Raw genomic sequence first — 16525 nt, forward strand, 5'->3', positions numbered from 1 at the left:
AAGATATCGATGAAAGGAAATCCGGTGGCACAGAAGGTTCAGGTCCTTCTTGTCGATGACCTCGACGGCGGCGAGGCGGACGAGACCGTGACGTTCGCGTTGGACGGCAAGACGTACGAGATCGATCTCACGACTGCCAATGCGGACAAGCTCCGTGGACTTCTTGAGCCGTACGTCAAGGGCGGCCGTCGTACCGGAGGCCGTGCTTCGGGGGGCCGCGGAAAGGCGCGCGCCGCTTCGGGCGGCAGCCAGGACACCGCGCAGATCCGTGCCTGGGCGAAGGAGAACGGTTACGAGGTCAATGACCGTGGCCGCGTTCCGGCGTCCATTCGCGAGGCCTACGAGAAGGCCAACGGCTGAGCACAGCCATGGCGCAGCCGGATGCGATGGCACTCCGAGGCCATCGTCTCCACGAGTCGTACGAGATCGGGGGCGCCCCCACCGCCCCCGCCAAGTGCCGACAGCGTCGGCAGCGACGACTCCACCTCGCAGCCGGGCTCAGGGGGCCGCAGCCACACGGCGGCCCCCTGCGAGCCGGTGACCCGGCCCCGATCCGCCCCGCGGGCGAGACCCGGCGGCAGTGGCGCTTCCACGCGCCCGCCCGAGCCGGTCGCCCCGAGGTCCAGCGTGAGCGAGCCCCACTCCAGCCAGTCGAGGAGTCCCGGCAGCTCCTCCGCGCTCCCCGCGGCGACGAACACCCGCATCCGGTCCGCCCGTACGGCCACCGGAGAACCCGGCCCCAGATGCCGCAGCGCCGCATACCCCGCCTCCGCGGGCACCTCCAGGACGTCGAAGCGCAGCCCCGTCGGCAGGTAGACCGGGGTGCCGGGCACCGTCGCCCACCCCAGTTCGTTCTCGTACCAGTGCCGGACCGTGTCGTCCGGACGGACCGCGTCGGACGGGCGACGGGGAAAGGGGACCGTGGAGACCATGCAAGGCCAACCGTCACGGGAGCGCCCGGGTTACGCTGGGTGGTCCGGCATGTGCGAAGGGTGCCCGGGAAGCGGGCGCCCGGAGGCGGTCGGCGACGCAAGGGTGTTCGCCCGTAGCGGAGGGAACCGGTGCACTCGGCATGGAGTGTCGGTGCGTACGGGTAAGACATCCCTAGTGGGAGGGGCGACACGCATGGATCGGGCATCTCGCGTTCGCCATCGGCGTACTGATGGTGGGGGTATCTGTCTGGCCTGCGGGAACATCGTCTCGCACCATCGGGTTGGAGCAGATGTCGGCGTTCGGGGTCAGGAGGCCAAGGACGGTGTCGGCAGTTGGAATGAGCGGTCCCCGCTTGCGGGACTAAGCTGCGGAAGGACAGGGAGGGGAGCGTCCCCTTACTGCCTGACCGCTCTGAGGAGCGATTAACGATGTTCGAGAGGTTCACCGACCGCGCGCGGCGGGTTGTCGTCCTGGCTCAGGAAGAAGCCCGGATGCTCAACCACAACTACATCGGCACCGAGCACATCCTCCTGGGCCTGATCCACGAGGGTGAGGGTGTCGCCGCTAAGGCCCTGGAGAGCCTCGGGATTTCACTTGAGGCGGTCCGTCAGCAGGTGGAGGAGATCATCGGGCAGGGCCAGCAGGCTCCGTCCGGTCACATCCCCTTCACCCCTCGTGCCAAGAAGGTCCTGGAGCTCTCGCTCCGCGAGGCCCTTCAGCTGGGTCACAACTACATCGGCACGGAGCACATCCTGCTCGGCCTGATCCGCGAGGGCGAGGGCGTCGCCGCCCAGGTCCTGGTCAAGCTGGGCGCCGATCTCAACCGGGTGCGGCAGCAGGTCATCCAGCTGCTCTCCGGTTACCAGGGCAAGGAGACCGCCGGCGCCAGTGGCGGTCCTGCCGAGGGCACGCCCTCGACGTCCCTGGTCCTCGACCAGTTCGGCCGGAACCTCACCCAGGCCGCTCGTGAGTCCAAGCTCGACCCGGTCATCGGGCGCGAGAAGGAGATCGAGCGGGTCATGCAGGTGCTGTCCCGCCGTACGAAGAACAACCCGGTGCTCATCGGCGAGCCCGGCGTCGGCAAGACCGCCGTCGTCGAAGGCCTCGCCCAGGCCATCGTCAAGGGCGAGGTGCCCGAGACCCTCAAGGACAAGCACCTCTACACCCTGGACCTCGGCGCGCTGGTCGCCGGCTCCCGCTACCGCGGTGACTTCGAGGAGCGCCTGAAGAAGGTCCTCAAGGAGATCCGCACCCGCGGCGACATCATCCTGTTCATCGACGAGCTGCACACGCTGGTCGGTGCGGGTGCCGCCGAGGGCGCCATCGACGCCGCGAGCATCCTGAAGCCGATGCTGGCCCGTGGTGAGCTGCAGACCATCGGTGCCACGACGCTCGACGAGTACCGCAAGCACCTGGAGAAGGACGCCGCGCTGGAGCGCCGCTTCCAGCCCATCCAGGTCGCGGAGCCGTCGCTGCCGCACACCATCGAGATCCTCAAGGGCCTGCGGGACCGCTACGAGGCGCACCACCGCGTGTCCATCACGGACGAGGCCCTGGTGCAGGCGGCGACGCTCGCCGACCGGTACATCTCGGACCGCTTCCTGCCGGACAAGGCGATCGACCTGATCGACGAGGCCGGTTCCCGGATGCGCATCCGCCGGATGACCGCGCCGCCGGACCTGCGCGAGTTCGACGAGAAGATCGCCGGCGTCCGCCGCGACAAGGAGTCCGCGATCGACTCGCAGGACTTCGAGAAGGCCGCCTCGCTGCGCGACAAGGAGAAGCAGCTCCTGGCCGCCAAGGCCAAGCGCGAGAAGGAGTGGAAGGCCGGCGACATGGACGTCGTCGCGGAGGTCGACGGCGAGCTGATCGCCGAGGTCCTCGCGACCGCCACCGGCATCCCGGTCTTCAAGCTGACCGAGGAGGAGTCCTCGCGTCTGCTGCGCATGGAGGACGAGCTCCACAAGCGGGTCATCGGCCAGGTCGACGCCGTCAAGGCGCTGTCGAAGGCGATCCGTCGTACGCGCGCCGGTCTGAAGGACCCCAAGCGCCCCGGTGGTTCGTTCATCTTCGCCGGCCCGTCCGGTGTCGGTAAGACCGAGCTGTCCAAGGCGCTCGCGGAGTTCCTCTTCGGTGACGAGGACGCGCTGATCTCCCTCGACATGTCGGAGTTCAGCGAGAAGCACACGGTCTCGCGCCTCTTCGGCTCGCCCCCCGGCTACGTGGGGTACGAGGAGGGCGGCCAGCTGACCGAGAAGGTCCGCCGCAAGCCGTTCTCCGTGGTCCTCTTCGACGAGGTCGAGAAGGCCCACCCGGACATCTTCAACTCGCTGCTGCAGATCCTGGAGGACGGTCGGCTGACCGACTCCCAGGGCCGGGTCGTGGACTTCAAGAACACGGTCATCATCATGACGACCAACCTCGGCACCCGGGACATCTCCAAGGGCTTCAACCTGGGCTTCGCGGCCTCGGGCGACAAGAAGACCAACTACGAGCGCATGAAGAACAAGGTCTCGGACGAGCTCAAGCAGCACTTCCGGCCCGAGTTCCTCAACCGCGTCGACGACGTGGTCGTCTTCCCGCAGCTCACCCAGGACGACATCCTCACGATCGTCGACCTGATGATCGGCAAGGTCGACGAGCGCCTCAAGGACCGGGACATGGGCATCGAGCTCTCCCAGTCCGCCAAGGAGCTGCTGTCCAAGAAGGGTTACGACCCGGTGCTGGGCGCGCGTCCGCTGCGTCGCACGATCCAGCGCGAGGTCGAGGACACCCTGTCGGAGAAGATCCTCTTCGGCGAGCTGCGCCCCGGTCACATCGTGGTCGTGGACACCGAGGGCGAGGGTGAGAACCAGACCTTCACCTTCCGCGGCGAGGAGAAGTCCGCACTGCCGGACGTTCCGCCGATCGAGCAGGCGGCCGGTGGGGCAGGCCCCAACCTGAGCAAGGAGGCGTGACCTCCGGGTCCGTCTGAGAACGCCCGATGGGGCCGGTGCTTTCGAGCACCGGCCCCATCGGCGTGTCCGGGACGCCGCGCGCCCCGGACACGCTGTGTCCCGTCCGTCAGGACAGCTGACCGTCGTAGTCCGGCAGCTTGTACGTCTTCTCGGCGTGCCCGCCCGACAGGTCGGTGGCGCTGTTGCCGATGTTCGCGATGATCGTGTAGCCCTTGGTCTCGACGGCCTTGCGCTGCGCGGTCTTGTAGGCGGCCACGTCCTTGAAGAGGTCGATGAAGCTGCGTACGTACAGGCCGGAGACCTGGTAGCCGACGTGCTTGAGGTTGTAGTCCGTCACCGACCTGATGATGTCCGGGCGGGCCGTGACGAAGAACAGGGCGACGCCGTGGTCCTGCGCGTACTTCGCCACGTCGAGGACGGGCGCGTTGGCCGGCGAGGGGTAGCTGAAGCCGAAGTCGGTCTCCAGCGTGGTGTTGTCGATGTCGAAGACGATGGCCTGCTTCTCGCCCGGAGCCGCACCGGCGATACGTTCCTTCAGATACGGCAGCGCCTCGGCCATGACGGCCCGGCAGTCGTTCTGCCAGGTGGCGTGGTCGACGTCGGCGGCGCCGGTCGCCGTGGTGGTGGCCGCCGTCGGGGTGGCGGCGGCCGCCGGGCTCATCAGGGCCGCGGTGGCGGCCGTGGCGGCGACGGCCACACCGATCAGGCGCTGCAGGCTGCTTCCGGTCATGGGTGGGGGGTTCCTCTCGCATGGGAGCGCTGCGGGACATGGCTCGTGGTGCATGCTCACGGGCGTGGGGGGCCGGTGGGAGGCGATGAGATTACTGGGCGGTAACTGTAGGGCGCCCAGGTGGGGTTGGGATAGGCCCGGGGCCTACAGGACGGTGTACGTCTTGGTGACGGTGTGGATGCCCGGGAAGAGCCGAAGGGTGTGTTCGGGTACTTCCGTCGCTTCCGGAGCGAGGACGAATGCGACAGAGGTCAGCCCAGGAAACAGAGCCGGAACTGCCGAAAGGTCTTCGAATCCGGTGAATTTCCTGAGATGGAGCCGCTTGATGCCGGGCAGGACAGGGCTTTCACCCCATGGAAGAGTGCCCCACTTGATGCTCAATTCCTCAAGTCGGGGCAGCTGCGCGACCTCTTCGTAGTCCTCGGGAGTGAGAGGTTCGGCGAGGGTCCCGAAAGCCAACGTCTTCAACGAGCGCATACACCGCAGGCCGCGCAGTCCGGTGAATTGGAGGGCGTTCTTGGTGAATCGCAGCGAGGTCAGCGGAAGCCGCGGGAGCGCGACATCGAGGGATTCGCCCTGGAGCGGTACGCCCGTGTCGAGTTCGCGCAGAGTGGCCGAGGCCGAAAGCGGTGCCAGCGCTTCCGGCTTTTCCAGGCCCGGCATGTGGTCCAGCGACAGTTGTTCCAGCGGCAGACCGGCGAGCGGGGTCAGGTCGTAGACCCGGGCGCTGCGGCTGATGTCCAGGCGCCGCAGCCGGCGCAGCGGGGCGAGGGCGGTGAGGTCGGGGAGCCGGCTGTTGCCCCGGATCACGAGCAGCCGGGTGGTGTCCGCTCCGAGGCAGGCCGTCAGCTCCGCCGCCTCGATGTCGCCGATGACCTGGACGCGCGGACGCCCGCCGAAGGAGCGAAGAGCCCGCAGATGCCCCGCCGAGTGCGCCGCGAAGTACAGGTCGTCCGTCGGCAGGTGGGCTATGACCTCGGCCGCGTACCGCTCGGAGTCGAAGCGGTACCAGGTCCAGGTGAGTTGAGCGCGGACCGACAGGGACGGGTGGGTGCGGAAGCGGGCCAGCACCGGGACGGCCGCGTCGGTGCCGATCAGGGACGCGGTGACGACGACCGCCCTGGCCTCCGCCTCGGACAGCCCCTCGGGGCCGGGCAGGAGTTCCAGTACGAGCGGCCCCACCGCGGCCAGCTCGTGGGCCTCCTCCGCCGTACGCGGCGGGATGAGTGTGGCCGCCTGCTCCTCCACCGCGGCCCGGACCGCCGGGTCGAGTTCCGTGGCGTGCTCCAGGCCGGCCAGGGCGAGCAGCCGGACGCGGGTGCCCCCGGTGGGCCCGGCCTGTTCCGCGGCGGCCAGCAACTGGGTCAGGAGGTCGGCGCGTTCCCGGGGCCGGGCGTGGGCGACGGCCATGCGGATCACGTCCGCCCACTGGTAGTCGGCGGCGTTGCGCACGAGGAGCCCGAAGTCGCCGTCCTCCACCGCGGCCTTCGCGCCGAGGTAGTCCTGGAAGGTGCGGTGGACGAACTCGACGGTACCCAGCGAGGGTTCGCGGAGCAGCCCGCTGCGCAGCAGGAGGTGGCGGTAGATCGTGGGCGCGTCCCCCTGGCTCGCGACGGCGGGCAGGGCCGGCAGCGCGTCCGCGATGAGGCGCTCGGCCCGTTCGCGGTCCATCTCCAGCCGGCCGTTGCGGATCAGCCAGTACGCCAGGCGCTGGAGGAGCTGGATCTGGGGCAGCTCGGTGAGCCGGACGGTGTCGTGCGGGAGCATGTCCCGCTCCTGGTCGCGGCGCGCGAGAAGCATCGACAGGGCGGCGTCGTACAACTCCTGGCGTCCGTGCGGCAGATAGCCGCGCCGGTCCCGGTGCAGGGCGCAGATCAGGGCGCACATCAGCGGGTTGGTGGCGAGCCGGCCGAGATCGGGCTTGGTGCGGACGGCGTCGAGGAGCGAGGTCTCGTACGTGGCGAGGCGTTCGGTGTCGTGTCCGGAGTCCGGGGCGTCGACGCGGGCCGCGGTGTGCCAGCGCTCGACGAACGCCGTGACGTCGTCGCGGCTCATCGGGGCGAGCGCGAGTTCCGTGAAGCCGTCCCCGGCGAGCCAGTTCTCGCGTACGGCCGAGGGGCGTGAGGTGACCAGCCACTGGTTGCCCGGGTAGGCGTCGAGCAGGTCCCGCAGCCAGCGGCGGGTGCGCTCGCGGTCGGGTTCCGGGATCTCGTCGATGCCGTCGACGAGCAGCAGTCCGCGGCCCGCCGCCAGCACCCGGTCGGGCCAGCCGTCCGGCGCCGCGCCCTGGAAGGGCACGCGGGCGGCGGCGAGGAAGTCGGCGGGCGCGGGCAGCCCGTCGGGGCGGCGGACGAGCGTGCGCAGCGGCAGGACGAAGGGGACCCGGTCGCCGCGCTCACCCCGTGCGGCCGTCACCGCGAGCCACTGCACCAGCGTCGTCTTGCCCGACCCGGCCACGCCCCGCAGCAGCACCAGGTCCTGCTCGGCCAGCGCCTCCTCGGCGGACAGCGGAAGGCCGGGCGCGCCCGGCACCCCGCCGTCCTCGTCGCCCGGGGCGGGGCGCAGGGCCTGGAGGGTGAGGTAGGCCGCGTCCAGGGGCCACCGGTCGGGCGAGTTCACCAGGTCGATCCCGTAGATGGTGAGCTGGCTGTGCTTCGTCGCCGTGTACGCGAGGAAGCGCCGCTCGAACGCCGCGTCGCCCCCGCCGGGCAGCGGCGTACGGGCGATCAACTCGTCCACCTTCGCGATCAGTTCGGCCTGCCTGCGCGTCTGCTCGACGAGTGTCCTCGCCACGAACGTCGAGCGCTGTGTGAAGAAGTGCAGGATGTGCAGACAGGCCGTGTCGAGCAGCCGCTCGTAGAACAGCGTCGCGTCGAAGTCGAGGTCCCGGTCGGGGCTTCCCGCGGTGTGGCGCAGGTGCAGGGCGAGACCCGTGTGCCCCAGCGCCACGGCCTGTACGTCCGTCATGGTGAGGTCGCCGAGGGCGTGCAGGGTGTCGGCGAGAGCGTGGACGACGGGCTGTTCCTCGTCGGCGGGAACCGGCCGTTCGGGGGCGTCCTTGAGCGCTTGCGCGACCAGTTCGGCGGCGAGCCGGGTCACGTCCCGCTCGCTCAGCGTGCGCCGCTCACCCCTGAAGGAGACGCGGGAGGAGATGCGTACGGGCTTGTCGACCAGACCCGCACCCGGCCCCTCCGTCACGAAGAGTTTCCTGATGAGCGGTGTGGCCACGCTGGACGCCAGCCGCACGCCTACGGTTGCCGGTTCCATGGCGCTCCCCCGAGGACATGGTGGTGGTGGGCGGCTGTCAGCGTAACCGCCGGGCGCCGCCCTGTCCGTGGGGTCCTGGACCGTCGATCCCGGCGGGACAAAAGCGGTGGCCGTGCGGGGCGGCGGGGCGGGAGGATGCGCGATGTCCCGAACCGTCCGAGGAGGGAACCGCCGTGGATGTCGACCGACCCGAAGTCCGTACGCAGGCAGGGGTGTTGAGGGGCGGGGCCGGGAGGGCGGGCACCGCGGTGTTCCGGGGGATCCCGTTCGCCGAACCGCCCGTCGGCGCGCTGCGGTTCGGGGCGCCCCGGCCCGCGCGGGGCTGGGACGGCGTACGGGAGGCGACCGCGTTCGGGACTCCGCCCCCGCAGTCCGCGGTGTTCGGCATGGACGCGTTGGCGCCCCCGGACGTCGACGACGGCGACTGGCTGACCCTGAACGTGTGGACGCCCGATCCCGCGCCCGGCGCCGGACTGCCGGTGATGGTGTGGCTGTTCGGGGGCGCGTACGTCATCGGGATGTCGGGCCAGCCCGAGTACGACGGCGGGCGGCTGGCGGCGGAGGGTGTCGTGCTGGTGACGCTCAACTACCGCCTCGGCATCGAGGGGTTCGCGCACATCGAGGGCGCGCCCGCCAACCGCGGACTGCTCGACCAGGTCGCCGCGCTCGCCTGGGTGCGGGACAACATCCGTGCCTTCGGCGGCGACCCGGACCGCGTCACGGTCTTCGGCGAGTCGGCGGGCGCGGGATCGCTCGCCGCGCTGCTGGCGATGCCGCGCGCGGCCGGGCTCTTCCGGCGGGCCGTCACCCAGAGCGTCCCCGGCCCGTTCCTGTCGGCCCCGCTCGCCGCGGACATCGCCGGGGAGTTCGCGGCGGAGCTGGGACTGCGGCCGACCGCGGCCGAGCTGGCCACGGTCGGGCCGGGGCTGCTGCCCGCGGCGGCCGACGCGGTCGGGGCGCGGATGGAGGAGTACGCGCACCGGTGGGGGGTGCTGGCGCACACGGCGATCCCGCTGGCGCCCGTGGTGGACGGAGACGTGCTGCCCCGCGCGCCCTGGGAGGCGCTCGCGGCCGGGGCCGCGCGGGACGTCGAGCTGGTGGCCGGCCATACGCGGGACGAGTTCCGGCTCTTCATGGCACTCGACGGAACGCTCGGCGAGGAGCTGACGGAGGACCGGGTGACGGCGGCGCTGCGGACGTTCTCACCCGGAACGGGCGGAACGGGTGGCTCAGGCGGCCTGGGCGGCGCGGATGGCTCGGGCGGCTCGCGTGGCGAGGAGGCGTACCGGAAGGCCGTCCCGGGGCTCGATGCCGCGGGGCTGTACGAGCTGGTGCGCTCCGACTGGCTCTTCCGGATGCCGTCCCTGCATCTGGCCGAGGCCCAGATCGCGGGCGGCGGCCGTGCCCACGTCTACGAGCTGGTCTGGGAGGCGCCGGGCATGGGCGGGCTGCTCGGGGCCTGCCACGGGCTCGATGTGCCGCTGGTCTTCGGCAACCTGCGCGGAGGGCTGCCCGCGCTGCTGTTCGGGGAGGCGCCGCCCGCCGAGGTGGAGGAGCTGTCGGCGCTGTTCCGGGCCGCGTGGACGGGCTTCGCGGCGGGGGAGGGGCCCGGATGGCCGCCGTACGACGTCGATCGGCGGCCGGTACGGCTCTTCGACACGCGGCCGACCGTGACGGCGTACCCGGAGGAGGTCTCCCGGGAGCTGTGGCGGGAGCACGTCTTCGGGGCGTTGCCGCTCCTCGGACCGGGGGTCTGACGGGGGCGGGGCTGTAGTCGCCGTCACATCCGGAGGCCGCCGCGCGGGGCCGCCCGGTGACATGACGCACAGGCGTTTCGCGCCCTACTAGGGGCGGTAGTGGCGAACGCGAGGCGGACAAAAAGGACCTTTGGCCCTGGGGGTGGGTCCGAGGTCCTTCGGGCTGGGCGGCGCGGTGGGCGAGGCGGGGTCCGGGCCGCGAGAGGCCGGTCTGAAGTGGGCGTAAACCAGACTTCTGACAGAAAACCGGGAGGTTTTCGTATTCGATGGTGGTTCTGTCAAGGAGTCGGAAGTTTCGGGGTCAAGTACGACTTGAGGTCGTAGAAGAGGGTTTTGGGGGATGGCGGGAGTACGGGTTACCAAGGGATGACCCCCGCCCGGCGCACCGACAGCGCGCCGGGCGTGTCGTTGCCCGTCCCCCGGAGGTAGTCCCCATGTCGCAGCGCACCACGTCCCGCATACCCGGCACGTCCCGGCTCCGTACCCGGGCGGCCGTCCTGGCCCTCGGCCTGGGAGTCTCGACCGCCGTCGGAGCCGGGGTCGCGGTCGCCGCGGACGCCAAGCCGAGCGCGGTCTCCCTGTCGAGCGCGGCCGCCGCCTCCGTGCAGGAGCAGGCCACCGCCCAGGCGAAGGCCGCCCAGGCCAAGAGCAAGGCCGCCGCCAAGAAGGCGCAGGCCAAGAAGGCCGCGGCCAAGCCGGCCGCCGCGAAGACGGCCTCCTCCTGGGTCGACCCCGTCAAGAAGTACAAGCTCTCCGCGAGCTTCGCGCAGGCCGGCAACCTGTGGTCGTCCACCCACTCCGGCCAGGACTTCGCCGTCGCCTCCGGCACCCAGGTCGTCGCCGCCCACGGCGGTACCGTCGTGAAGACCGGCGGCAACGGCGCCGGCGACGGGCCCGCGTACGGCAACGCCGTCGTGATCAAGCACGGCAACGGTACGTACTCGCAGTACGCGCACCTGTCCCGTGTCGACGTGAAGCCCGGCCAGGTCGTCAAGACCGGCCAGCGGATCGCGCTGTCCGGCAACACCGGCAACTCCAGCGGGCCGCACCTGCACTTCGAGATCCGTACGACGGCCAACTACGGCTCGGCGGTCGACCCGGTCGCCTTCCTGCGCTCCAAGGGGCTCAGCCTCTGACGGTCCTCGGGGTCCGTCAGGACTCGTGTCCGACGGGCCTCAGGACTCGTGCGGGCCCGCGTGTGCCCGGGTGACCAGTTCGATGGCGACCTCCAGGACGGCTTTCCGCTTGTCCTCGGGGTCGCCTTCCATGTCCTTGAGGGCGAACATCCCGGCGTGCATGGTGAACAGCGCGCTGACGCAGCGGACCTGGTCGGTCAGCGGGGCCTCGGGCTCCCTGATGATGTCCAGCAACTTGACCATGCGGTCCTTGAACGACTCGCCGATGCTCAGCTCACGGACCGTCGCCTGGTTCTCCTGCATGAAGCGGAAGAGGGGGGCCGCGTCGGTGAGGGCCTGGCTGTACCGGCGCAGGAGCTCCTGCTTGGTGTCGAGCGAGCGCGGCCGGCCCTTGCCCCACTCGATCAGCTCGTCCATCGGCCTCGTCAGATCCTCGAAGAGGCTGATGAGGATGTCTTCCTTGGTCTTGAAGTGGTAGTAGAGCGCGGCCTTGGTGACGTCCAGCCGCTCGGCGATCTCGCGCAGGGACGTCTTCTCGTAGCCCTGCTCGGCGAACAGTTCGACAGCCACGTCCTGGATGCGCTGGCGGGTGTCTCCGCGCCGCCGCTGCCTGCTGCCGCCCATCGTGGCCGCCCCTCGTCCTGGTCGCACGCCGCAGCGTGGGTAAAGAAAAACTTACTTGACGCCCGGCTAGTTACGGGTCTACTTTCCCCAGTGTAGTCAACTTGCCGGTCGGCAAGTAAGTGGCAATGAAGTGCGGTACCCAGGGGAGTGGGCAGAGTGGCGGACACCAGGACGGCCGGAGCGGCCGGAGCAGCGGATGAGGCGGAGCCGGCGGACGCGGTGCCGGGGTCGGCCTCGGCTCCGGCCTCCGCTTCGGCTTCGAACGGGTCGGAGGGGGCGCGGAGGCCGCGCAGGCCGATCAAACCGATGAAGTCGGCGAAGTCGGCGAAGTCGGCGCAGTCGGTCACTTCGGCTAAGCCGGCCCGGCCGGGGGACGCGGCGGCGTCCCAGGCGTCGGCGGCGGCAGTGGCGGCCGACCCCGTGGGTGCCGTGGGCGCCGCGGAGGAGGGCAAGCAGCCCAGGAGCGTACGTGTCGTCCTGATGGCGCTGATGATCGCGATGATGCTCGCGATGCTCGACAACATGATCATCGGCACCGCGATGCCGACCATCGTAGGCGAACTGGGCGGTCTGGAACACCTGTCCTGGGTCGTCACCGCCTACACGCTCGCGACCGCCGCCTCCACCCCCATCTGGGGCAAGCTCGGCGACATGTACGGGCGCAAGGGCGTCTTCATGACGTCGATCGTGCTCTTCCTGATCGGATCGGCGCTCAGCGGAATGGCCCAGGACATGGGCCAGCTCATCGGGTTCCGCGCGATCCAGGGACTCGGCGCGGGCGGACTGATGGTCGGCGTCATGGCGATCATCGGCGACCTGATCCCGCCGTGTGAGCGGGGCAAGTACCAGGGCATGATGGCCGGTGTGATGGCCCTCGCCATGATCGGCGGCCCGCTGATCGGCGGGACCATCACCGACAACTGGGGCTGGCGCTGGTCCTTCTACATCAACCTGCCGCTCGGTGTCATAGCCCTGATCGCCATCAGTGCCGTACTGCACCTGCCCAGGAAGCGGGTGGACGCGCGGATCGACTATCTGGGCGCCGCGCTGCTCACCGTGGGCATCACCTCGATCGTGCTCGTCACCACCTGGGGCGGGACCGAGTACGCCTGGGGCTCCGCCCGGATCATGGAACTGATCGGCATCGGGGTCGCCGCGCTCATCGGCTTCCTGTTCGTGCAGACCAAGGCCGCCGCGCCGATCATGCCGCTGCACATCTTCCGCAGCCGCAACTTCACGCTGATGTCCGTCGTCGGGTTCGTCGCCGGGTTCGTGATGTTCGGTGCCGTGCTGTTCCTGCCGCTGTACCAGCAGTCGGTGCAGGGCGCGTCCGCGACCAACTCCGGGCTGCTGCTCCTGCCGATGCTCGGCGCGATGCTCGTGACGTCGATGGTCGCCGGGCGCGTCACCACCAGCACCGGGCGGTACAAGGCCTTCCCGATCGTCGGCAGTGCGCTGATGGTCGTCGGGCTCTACCTGCTGTCGCTCATGGACACCGACACGTCGCGGCTGACGTCCGGTGTGTACATGGCCGTGGTCGGTGCGGGCATGGGCTGTCTGATGCAGATCACCATGCTCGTCTCGCAGAACAGCGTCGAGATGAAGGACATGGGCGTCGCGTCGTCCAGCACCACGCTGTTCCGTACGCTCGGCTCGTCCTTCGGTGTCGCCATCATGGGCGCGCTGTTCAACCACCGCGTGCAGGACGTCATGGCCGAGCGGGCCGGGGCGCTGGGGGCCAAGGTGACCGAGCAGTCCGCGCAGCTCGACGCGGCGAGCCTGGCGAAGCTGCCGGTGGCTGCGCGGGAGGCGTACCAGCACGCTGTCGCGTCCGGGACGCATTCCGCGTTCCTGCTGGGGGCGGTTGTCGCGGTCGTGGCGCTGGTGGGGGCCGTGTTCGTGAAGGAGGTTCCGCTTCGGGGGGCCGGTGCGGGCGCCTCCGGCGAGGAGAAGTCGCCGGAGACGGTCTGAGCCAGATCCTCCCCTACGGCCCCTGGCCCCGGACGACATCCGGGACCGGGGGCCTTTCCCTCGCCCCCGCCGCCCCTACCCGTTCCCGTCCCTGCCTCAGGGGCTCCGCCCCCGAACCCCCACTCCTCAAACGCCGGAGGGGCTGAGAGGCGGGCATGCACCTCGGGGGCCGGCCCCCGGACCTCGGCTCCTCAGACGCCGGAGGGGCTGGGTGGGGGTGCCGGAGGAGCTGGATGTGCGGGTGCTTCGGGGGCCAGCCCCCGGACCCCCGCTCCTCAAACGCCGGAGGGGCTAGGTGGGGGGCGCCGGATGGGATGGATGTGCGGGGCCGAGAGGCCGGATGGCTTTGCGCCGCAGGGCTGGGTGGGCGGCGGCTGAATGGCAAGGCACGCGACCGACCTGAAAATCGGGGCGCAGCCCCATTTTCAGGGGCGCGGGGAACTGCGCGATCAGCCCCCACCGGCCGGCAGCCGAAGCCGGGCGCCCCTGAGCCCGTCGGGCGTGCGAGGTGGTTTAGGGGCGCGGGGAACTGCGCGATCAGCCCCCACCGGCCGGCAGTCGAAGCCGGGCGCCCCTGTGCCCGTCGGGCGTGCGAGGTGGTTTTAGGGGCGCGGGGAACTGCGCGGCCAGCCCCCACCGGCCGGCAGTCGAAGCTGCACGCCCCTGAGCCCGTGCGAGGCAGGGCGGTTTCAGGGGCGCGGGGAACTGCGCGATCAGCCCCCACCGGCCCGCAGCCGAAGCCCGACCCCGTCCCACTCCATCCCCAGCCCGTCCGGCGATTGAGGACAAGGGGGGCCGGGGCAGCCCCCGGGGGCAGGTCATTCCGGCAGCATCGGGTAACTGCCCGTGTTCGTCGGGGCATGTTCCGGCAGCCACAGGACCGCCACCGCCCCCTCCGAGGGCACCCCCTCAGCCGCCCCCACCGCCCGCACGTTGCGAAACGTGAGCCGCGCCCCCAACACCCGCGCCTGCCCCGCCGCGATCGTGAGCCCCAGCCCGTGCCCGTGCCCGGCCCGGTCACTGCTGCCGGTGCGGAAGCGGCTGGGCCCGTCGGCCAGGAGCGCGTCGGGGAAGCCGGGCCCGTGGTCGCGGACCCGGATGACCCGGCCCTCGACGGTCACCTCGATGGGCGGCTTGCCGTGCTTGGCGGCGTTGACCAGCAGGTTGATCAGAACCCGTTCCAGACGGCGCGGGTCCGTCGTGACCGCCGACTCGTGGACCACCCGGACCACGATCCCCGGGTCCCGCGCGATCACCCGCCGGGTCACGAACTCGCCCAGCAGGATGTCCTGCAACTCGGCCCGCTCGGACGCGCTGTCCAGCCGGGCCACCTCCAGCACGTCCTCGACCAGCTGCCGCATGGCCTGCGCCCGGTCCCGTACGAGCTCCGTGGGGCGCCCCGGCGGCAGCAGCTCCGCCGCGGTGAGCAGCCCGGTCACCGGGGTGCGCAGCTCGTGCGCGATGTCCGCGGTCACCCGCCGCTCCGCCTCGATGCGCTGCTGCAACGCGTCCGCCATCGCGTCCACGGCCCGCGCGAGATCGTCGGTCTCGTCGCGCACGACCCCGCCGATGGAGTCCCGTACGCGCACGTCCGGTTCGCCCTGCGCGACCCGCCGCGCCGCCGTGGCCGCCTTGCGCAGCCGCCGGGAGAGCTGCCCGCCGATGAGCACGCCGAGCGCGCAGCCGCCGAAGACGACCGCGATCGACCCGATGAGCAGCGCCTCGTCGAGGTCCTTCAGAACGGTCGTGCTGCGGTCGGTGAAGTTCGTGTGCAGCGACAGGATGCGGCCGTCCTTGAGCGGTACGGCCGCCCAGATGTCGGGCACGCCGTCGGAGTGCTCGGTCACATAGGTCGCCCGCCGTCCGGCCGTGGCCTTCGCCAGCAGGTCCTTCGGCAGGGCGGGGTCGTCGATCCTGACGCCGGGGAAGTTCGGCCGCCCGGACGCCTCGTAGTTGCGCTGCGCGATCTGGACGCGTTCGTCGGCGAGGTCGCGCGCGTTGTCGAGCATCGAGACCCGGGCGGCGTTGTGCACGACCAGGCTCAGCGCGACGGCGACCAGCGCCCCGACGGCCGCGATGGCGGCGCTCAGCTTCCATCTGATCCCCGTACGCGGCATCAGGCGTCCGAGTCTCTCGCGCCGCCCGGCCGCACCGGCCCGCCCCTGTCCCACGACGGTCACGCCCGGCGCGCTCTGCCCGTTCCTGGGCCCGTTCCCGTTGCCGTGTCCGTTCACGTCGTCGCCGAACTCGCCCTGCCCGCCGGCCGTGTTGCCGTTCGTCCCCCGCATCGTCCGCTCCGCTCAGGCCTTCAACTTGTAGCCGAAGCCGCGGACCGTCTCGATCCGGTCCTGGCCGATCTTCGTACGCAGCCGCTGCACATGGACGTCGACGACCCGGGTGTCACCGCCCCAGCCGTAGTCCCACACCCGCTCCAGCAGCTTGTCGCGCGACAGGACCGTACCGGGTGAGGACGAGAACTCCAGGAGCAGCCGCATCTCCGTGGGCGTCAGGGACACCGGGGCGCCGCCCCTGCGCACCTCCATGCCCTCCGTGTCGATCTCCAGCTCGCCGGAACCGGAGCCCGCGCCGAAGGTCAGCACACCGCCGCCGTGCTCGTCCGACGCACCGTCGCCCCCGTCGGCGGCGCGCGGCCCGCTCGCGTGTCCGAAGCGCCGCAGCACGGCCCGGATACGCGCGACCAGCACGGCCCCGTCGAAGGGCTTGGTCACGTAGTCGTCGGCGCCCGCCTCCAGCCCGAGGACGACGTCGATGGAGTCGGCGCGGGCCGACAGCATGATCACGGGGACGGTCGACTCGTCGCGGATCCGGCGGCACAGCGACACCCCGTCGAGGCCCGGCACCATCACGTCGAGGAGCGCGATGTCGGGCCGGTCGGCCCGGAACGCCTCAAGACCCGACAGCCCGTCGGGCATGGCGGTGACCACGAAGCCGTCGCGTTCCAGCGCGAGTTGCGTGGCCTCGCGGATGACGTCGTCGTCCTCGACGAACAGGACATGGGTGTGCTCTGCCATCCGGGTGCTCTCGTCTTCTCGGTCTGTCGGGCCATTGCGACTTGCTGGTGCGGTGGTGCGGTGGTGCGGTGGTGCGGTGGTGCGGTGGTGCGGTGGTGCTGTGGTGCAGCGGTGTGGT

General features: G+C 70.9%; 11 protein-coding genes. 5 read left to right on the plus strand and 6 right to left on the minus strand.

The window, feature by feature from the left end; all coding sequences use genetic code 11:
• The first annotated feature begins 24 nt into the window (after positions 1–24).
• Positions 25–360, plus strand: coding sequence for a histone-like nucleoid-structuring protein Lsr2 (locus tag J8N05_RS08515; RefSeq protein WP_030573823.1), 336 nt, complete (start codon positions 25–27; stop codon positions 358–360).
• Here the strand turns inward: J8N05_RS08515 and J8N05_RS08520 are convergent.
• Complete coding sequence (locus J8N05_RS08520) at positions 339–932, minus strand: SCO3374 family protein (RefSeq protein ID WP_210881824.1); 594 nt, start codon at positions 930–932, stop codon at positions 339–341. The two genes, J8N05_RS08515 and J8N05_RS08520, sit on opposite strands and share 22 nt — an antisense overlap.
• 429 nt (positions 933–1361) lie before the next feature.
• On the opposite strand from J8N05_RS08520, the gene J8N05_RS08525 reads away from it, so the two are divergent.
• Positions 1362–3890, plus strand: a complete 2529-nt coding sequence (locus J8N05_RS08525) for an ATP-dependent Clp protease ATP-binding subunit (protein ID WP_107022352.1) — start codon at positions 1362–1364, stop codon at positions 3888–3890.
• Between the two features lie 106 nt (positions 3891–3996).
• Here the strand turns inward: J8N05_RS08525 and J8N05_RS08530 are convergent, their stop codons facing one another.
• The gene (locus J8N05_RS08530) at positions 3997–4620 is read right to left on the minus strand and encodes an HAD family acid phosphatase (protein WP_210881825.1); all 624 of its coding nucleotides are present in this window, start codon (positions 4618–4620) and stop codon (positions 3997–3999) included.
• A 144-nt stretch (positions 4621–4764) separates the two neighbouring features.
• Positions 4765–7887: an NACHT domain-containing protein gene (locus tag J8N05_RS08535; protein ID WP_210881826.1), complete on the minus strand. Its 3123-nt coding sequence runs from the start codon at positions 7885–7887 to the stop codon at positions 4765–4767.
• 173 nt (positions 7888–8060) lie between these two features.
• On the opposite strand from J8N05_RS08535, the gene J8N05_RS08540 reads away from it, so the two are divergent.
• Complete coding sequence (locus J8N05_RS08540) at positions 8061–9644, plus strand: carboxylesterase/lipase family protein (RefSeq protein WP_247706203.1); 1584 nt, start codon at positions 8061–8063, stop codon at positions 9642–9644.
• 434 nt (positions 9645–10078) lie between these two features.
• Positions 10079–10780 (plus strand): M23 family metallopeptidase, encoded by a 702-nt coding sequence (locus J8N05_RS08545; RefSeq protein ID WP_210881828.1) that lies wholly within the window; start codon positions 10079–10081, stop codon positions 10778–10780.
• A 39-nt stretch (positions 10781–10819) separates the two neighbouring features.
• Here the strand turns inward: J8N05_RS08545 and J8N05_RS08550 are convergent, their stop codons facing one another.
• The gene (locus J8N05_RS08550; protein WP_210881829.1) at positions 10820–11404 is read right to left on the minus strand and encodes a TetR/AcrR family transcriptional regulator; all 585 of its coding nucleotides are present in this window, start codon (positions 11402–11404) and stop codon (positions 10820–10822) included.
• A 306-nt stretch (positions 11405–11710) separates the two neighbouring features.
• Between J8N05_RS08550 and J8N05_RS08555 the strand changes: the two genes are divergently transcribed.
• Complete coding sequence (locus J8N05_RS08555; RefSeq protein ID WP_210881830.1) at positions 11711–13375, plus strand: MDR family MFS transporter; 1665 nt, start codon at positions 11711–11713, stop codon at positions 13373–13375.
• An 818-nt stretch (positions 13376–14193) separates the two neighbouring features.
• Here J8N05_RS08555 and cseC read toward each other — a convergent pair.
• Both cseC and cseB read right to left on the minus strand, forming a co-directional pair.
• Positions 14194–15492 carry a two-component system sensor histidine kinase CseC gene (gene cseC / locus J8N05_RS08560; RefSeq protein WP_247706688.1) on the minus strand — a complete coding sequence of 433 codons (1299 nt, stop codon included), beginning with the start codon at positions 15490–15492 and terminating at the stop codon, positions 14194–14196.
• 183 nt (positions 15493–15675) lie between these two features.
• Positions 15676–16407 carry a two-component system response regulator CseB gene (gene cseB, locus J8N05_RS08565; RefSeq protein WP_210881832.1) on the minus strand — a complete coding sequence of 244 codons (732 nt, stop codon included), beginning with the start codon at positions 16405–16407 and terminating at the stop codon, positions 15676–15678.
• Positions 16408–16525 lie beyond the last annotated feature (118 nt).

Source organism: Streptomyces liliiviolaceus (assembly GCF_018070025.1).
GTDB classification, from domain to species: domain Bacteria; phylum Actinomycetota; class Actinomycetes; order Streptomycetales; family Streptomycetaceae; genus Streptomyces; species Streptomyces liliiviolaceus.

Excerpts from the sequence above, each read along its gene's own strand:
- J8N05_RS08520 (WP_210881824.1), bottom strand. The coding sequence starts at position 932 with ATGGTCTCCACGGTCCCCTTTCCCCGTCGCCCGTCCGACGCGGTCCGT.
- J8N05_RS08525 (WP_107022352.1), top strand. The coding sequence starts at position 1,362 with ATGTTCGAGAGGTTCACCGACCGCGCGCGGCGGGTTGTCGTCCTGGCT.
- J8N05_RS08530 (WP_210881825.1), bottom strand. The coding sequence starts at position 4,620 with ATGACCGGAAGCAGCCTGCAGCGCCTGATCGGTGTGGCCGTCGCCGCC.
- J8N05_RS08535 (WP_210881826.1), bottom strand. The coding sequence starts at position 7,887 with ATGGAACCGGCAACCGTAGGCGTGCGGCTGGCGTCCAGCGTGGCCACA.
- J8N05_RS08545 (WP_210881828.1), top strand. The coding sequence starts at position 10,079 with ATGTCGCAGCGCACCACGTCCCGCATACCCGGCACGTCCCGGCTCCGT.
- J8N05_RS08550 (WP_210881829.1), bottom strand. The coding sequence starts at position 11,404 with ATGGGCGGCAGCAGGCAGCGGCGGCGCGGAGACACCCGCCAGCGCATC.
- J8N05_RS08555 (WP_210881830.1), top strand. The coding sequence starts at position 11,711 with ATGAAGTCGGCGAAGTCGGCGAAGTCGGCGCAGTCGGTCACTTCGGCT.
- cseC (WP_247706688.1), bottom strand. The coding sequence starts at position 15,492 with ATGCCGCGTACGGGGATCAGATGGAAGCTGAGCGCCGCCATCGCGGCC.
- cseB (WP_210881832.1), bottom strand. The coding sequence starts at position 16,407 with ATGGCAGAGCACACCCATGTCCTGTTCGTCGAGGACGACGACGTCATC.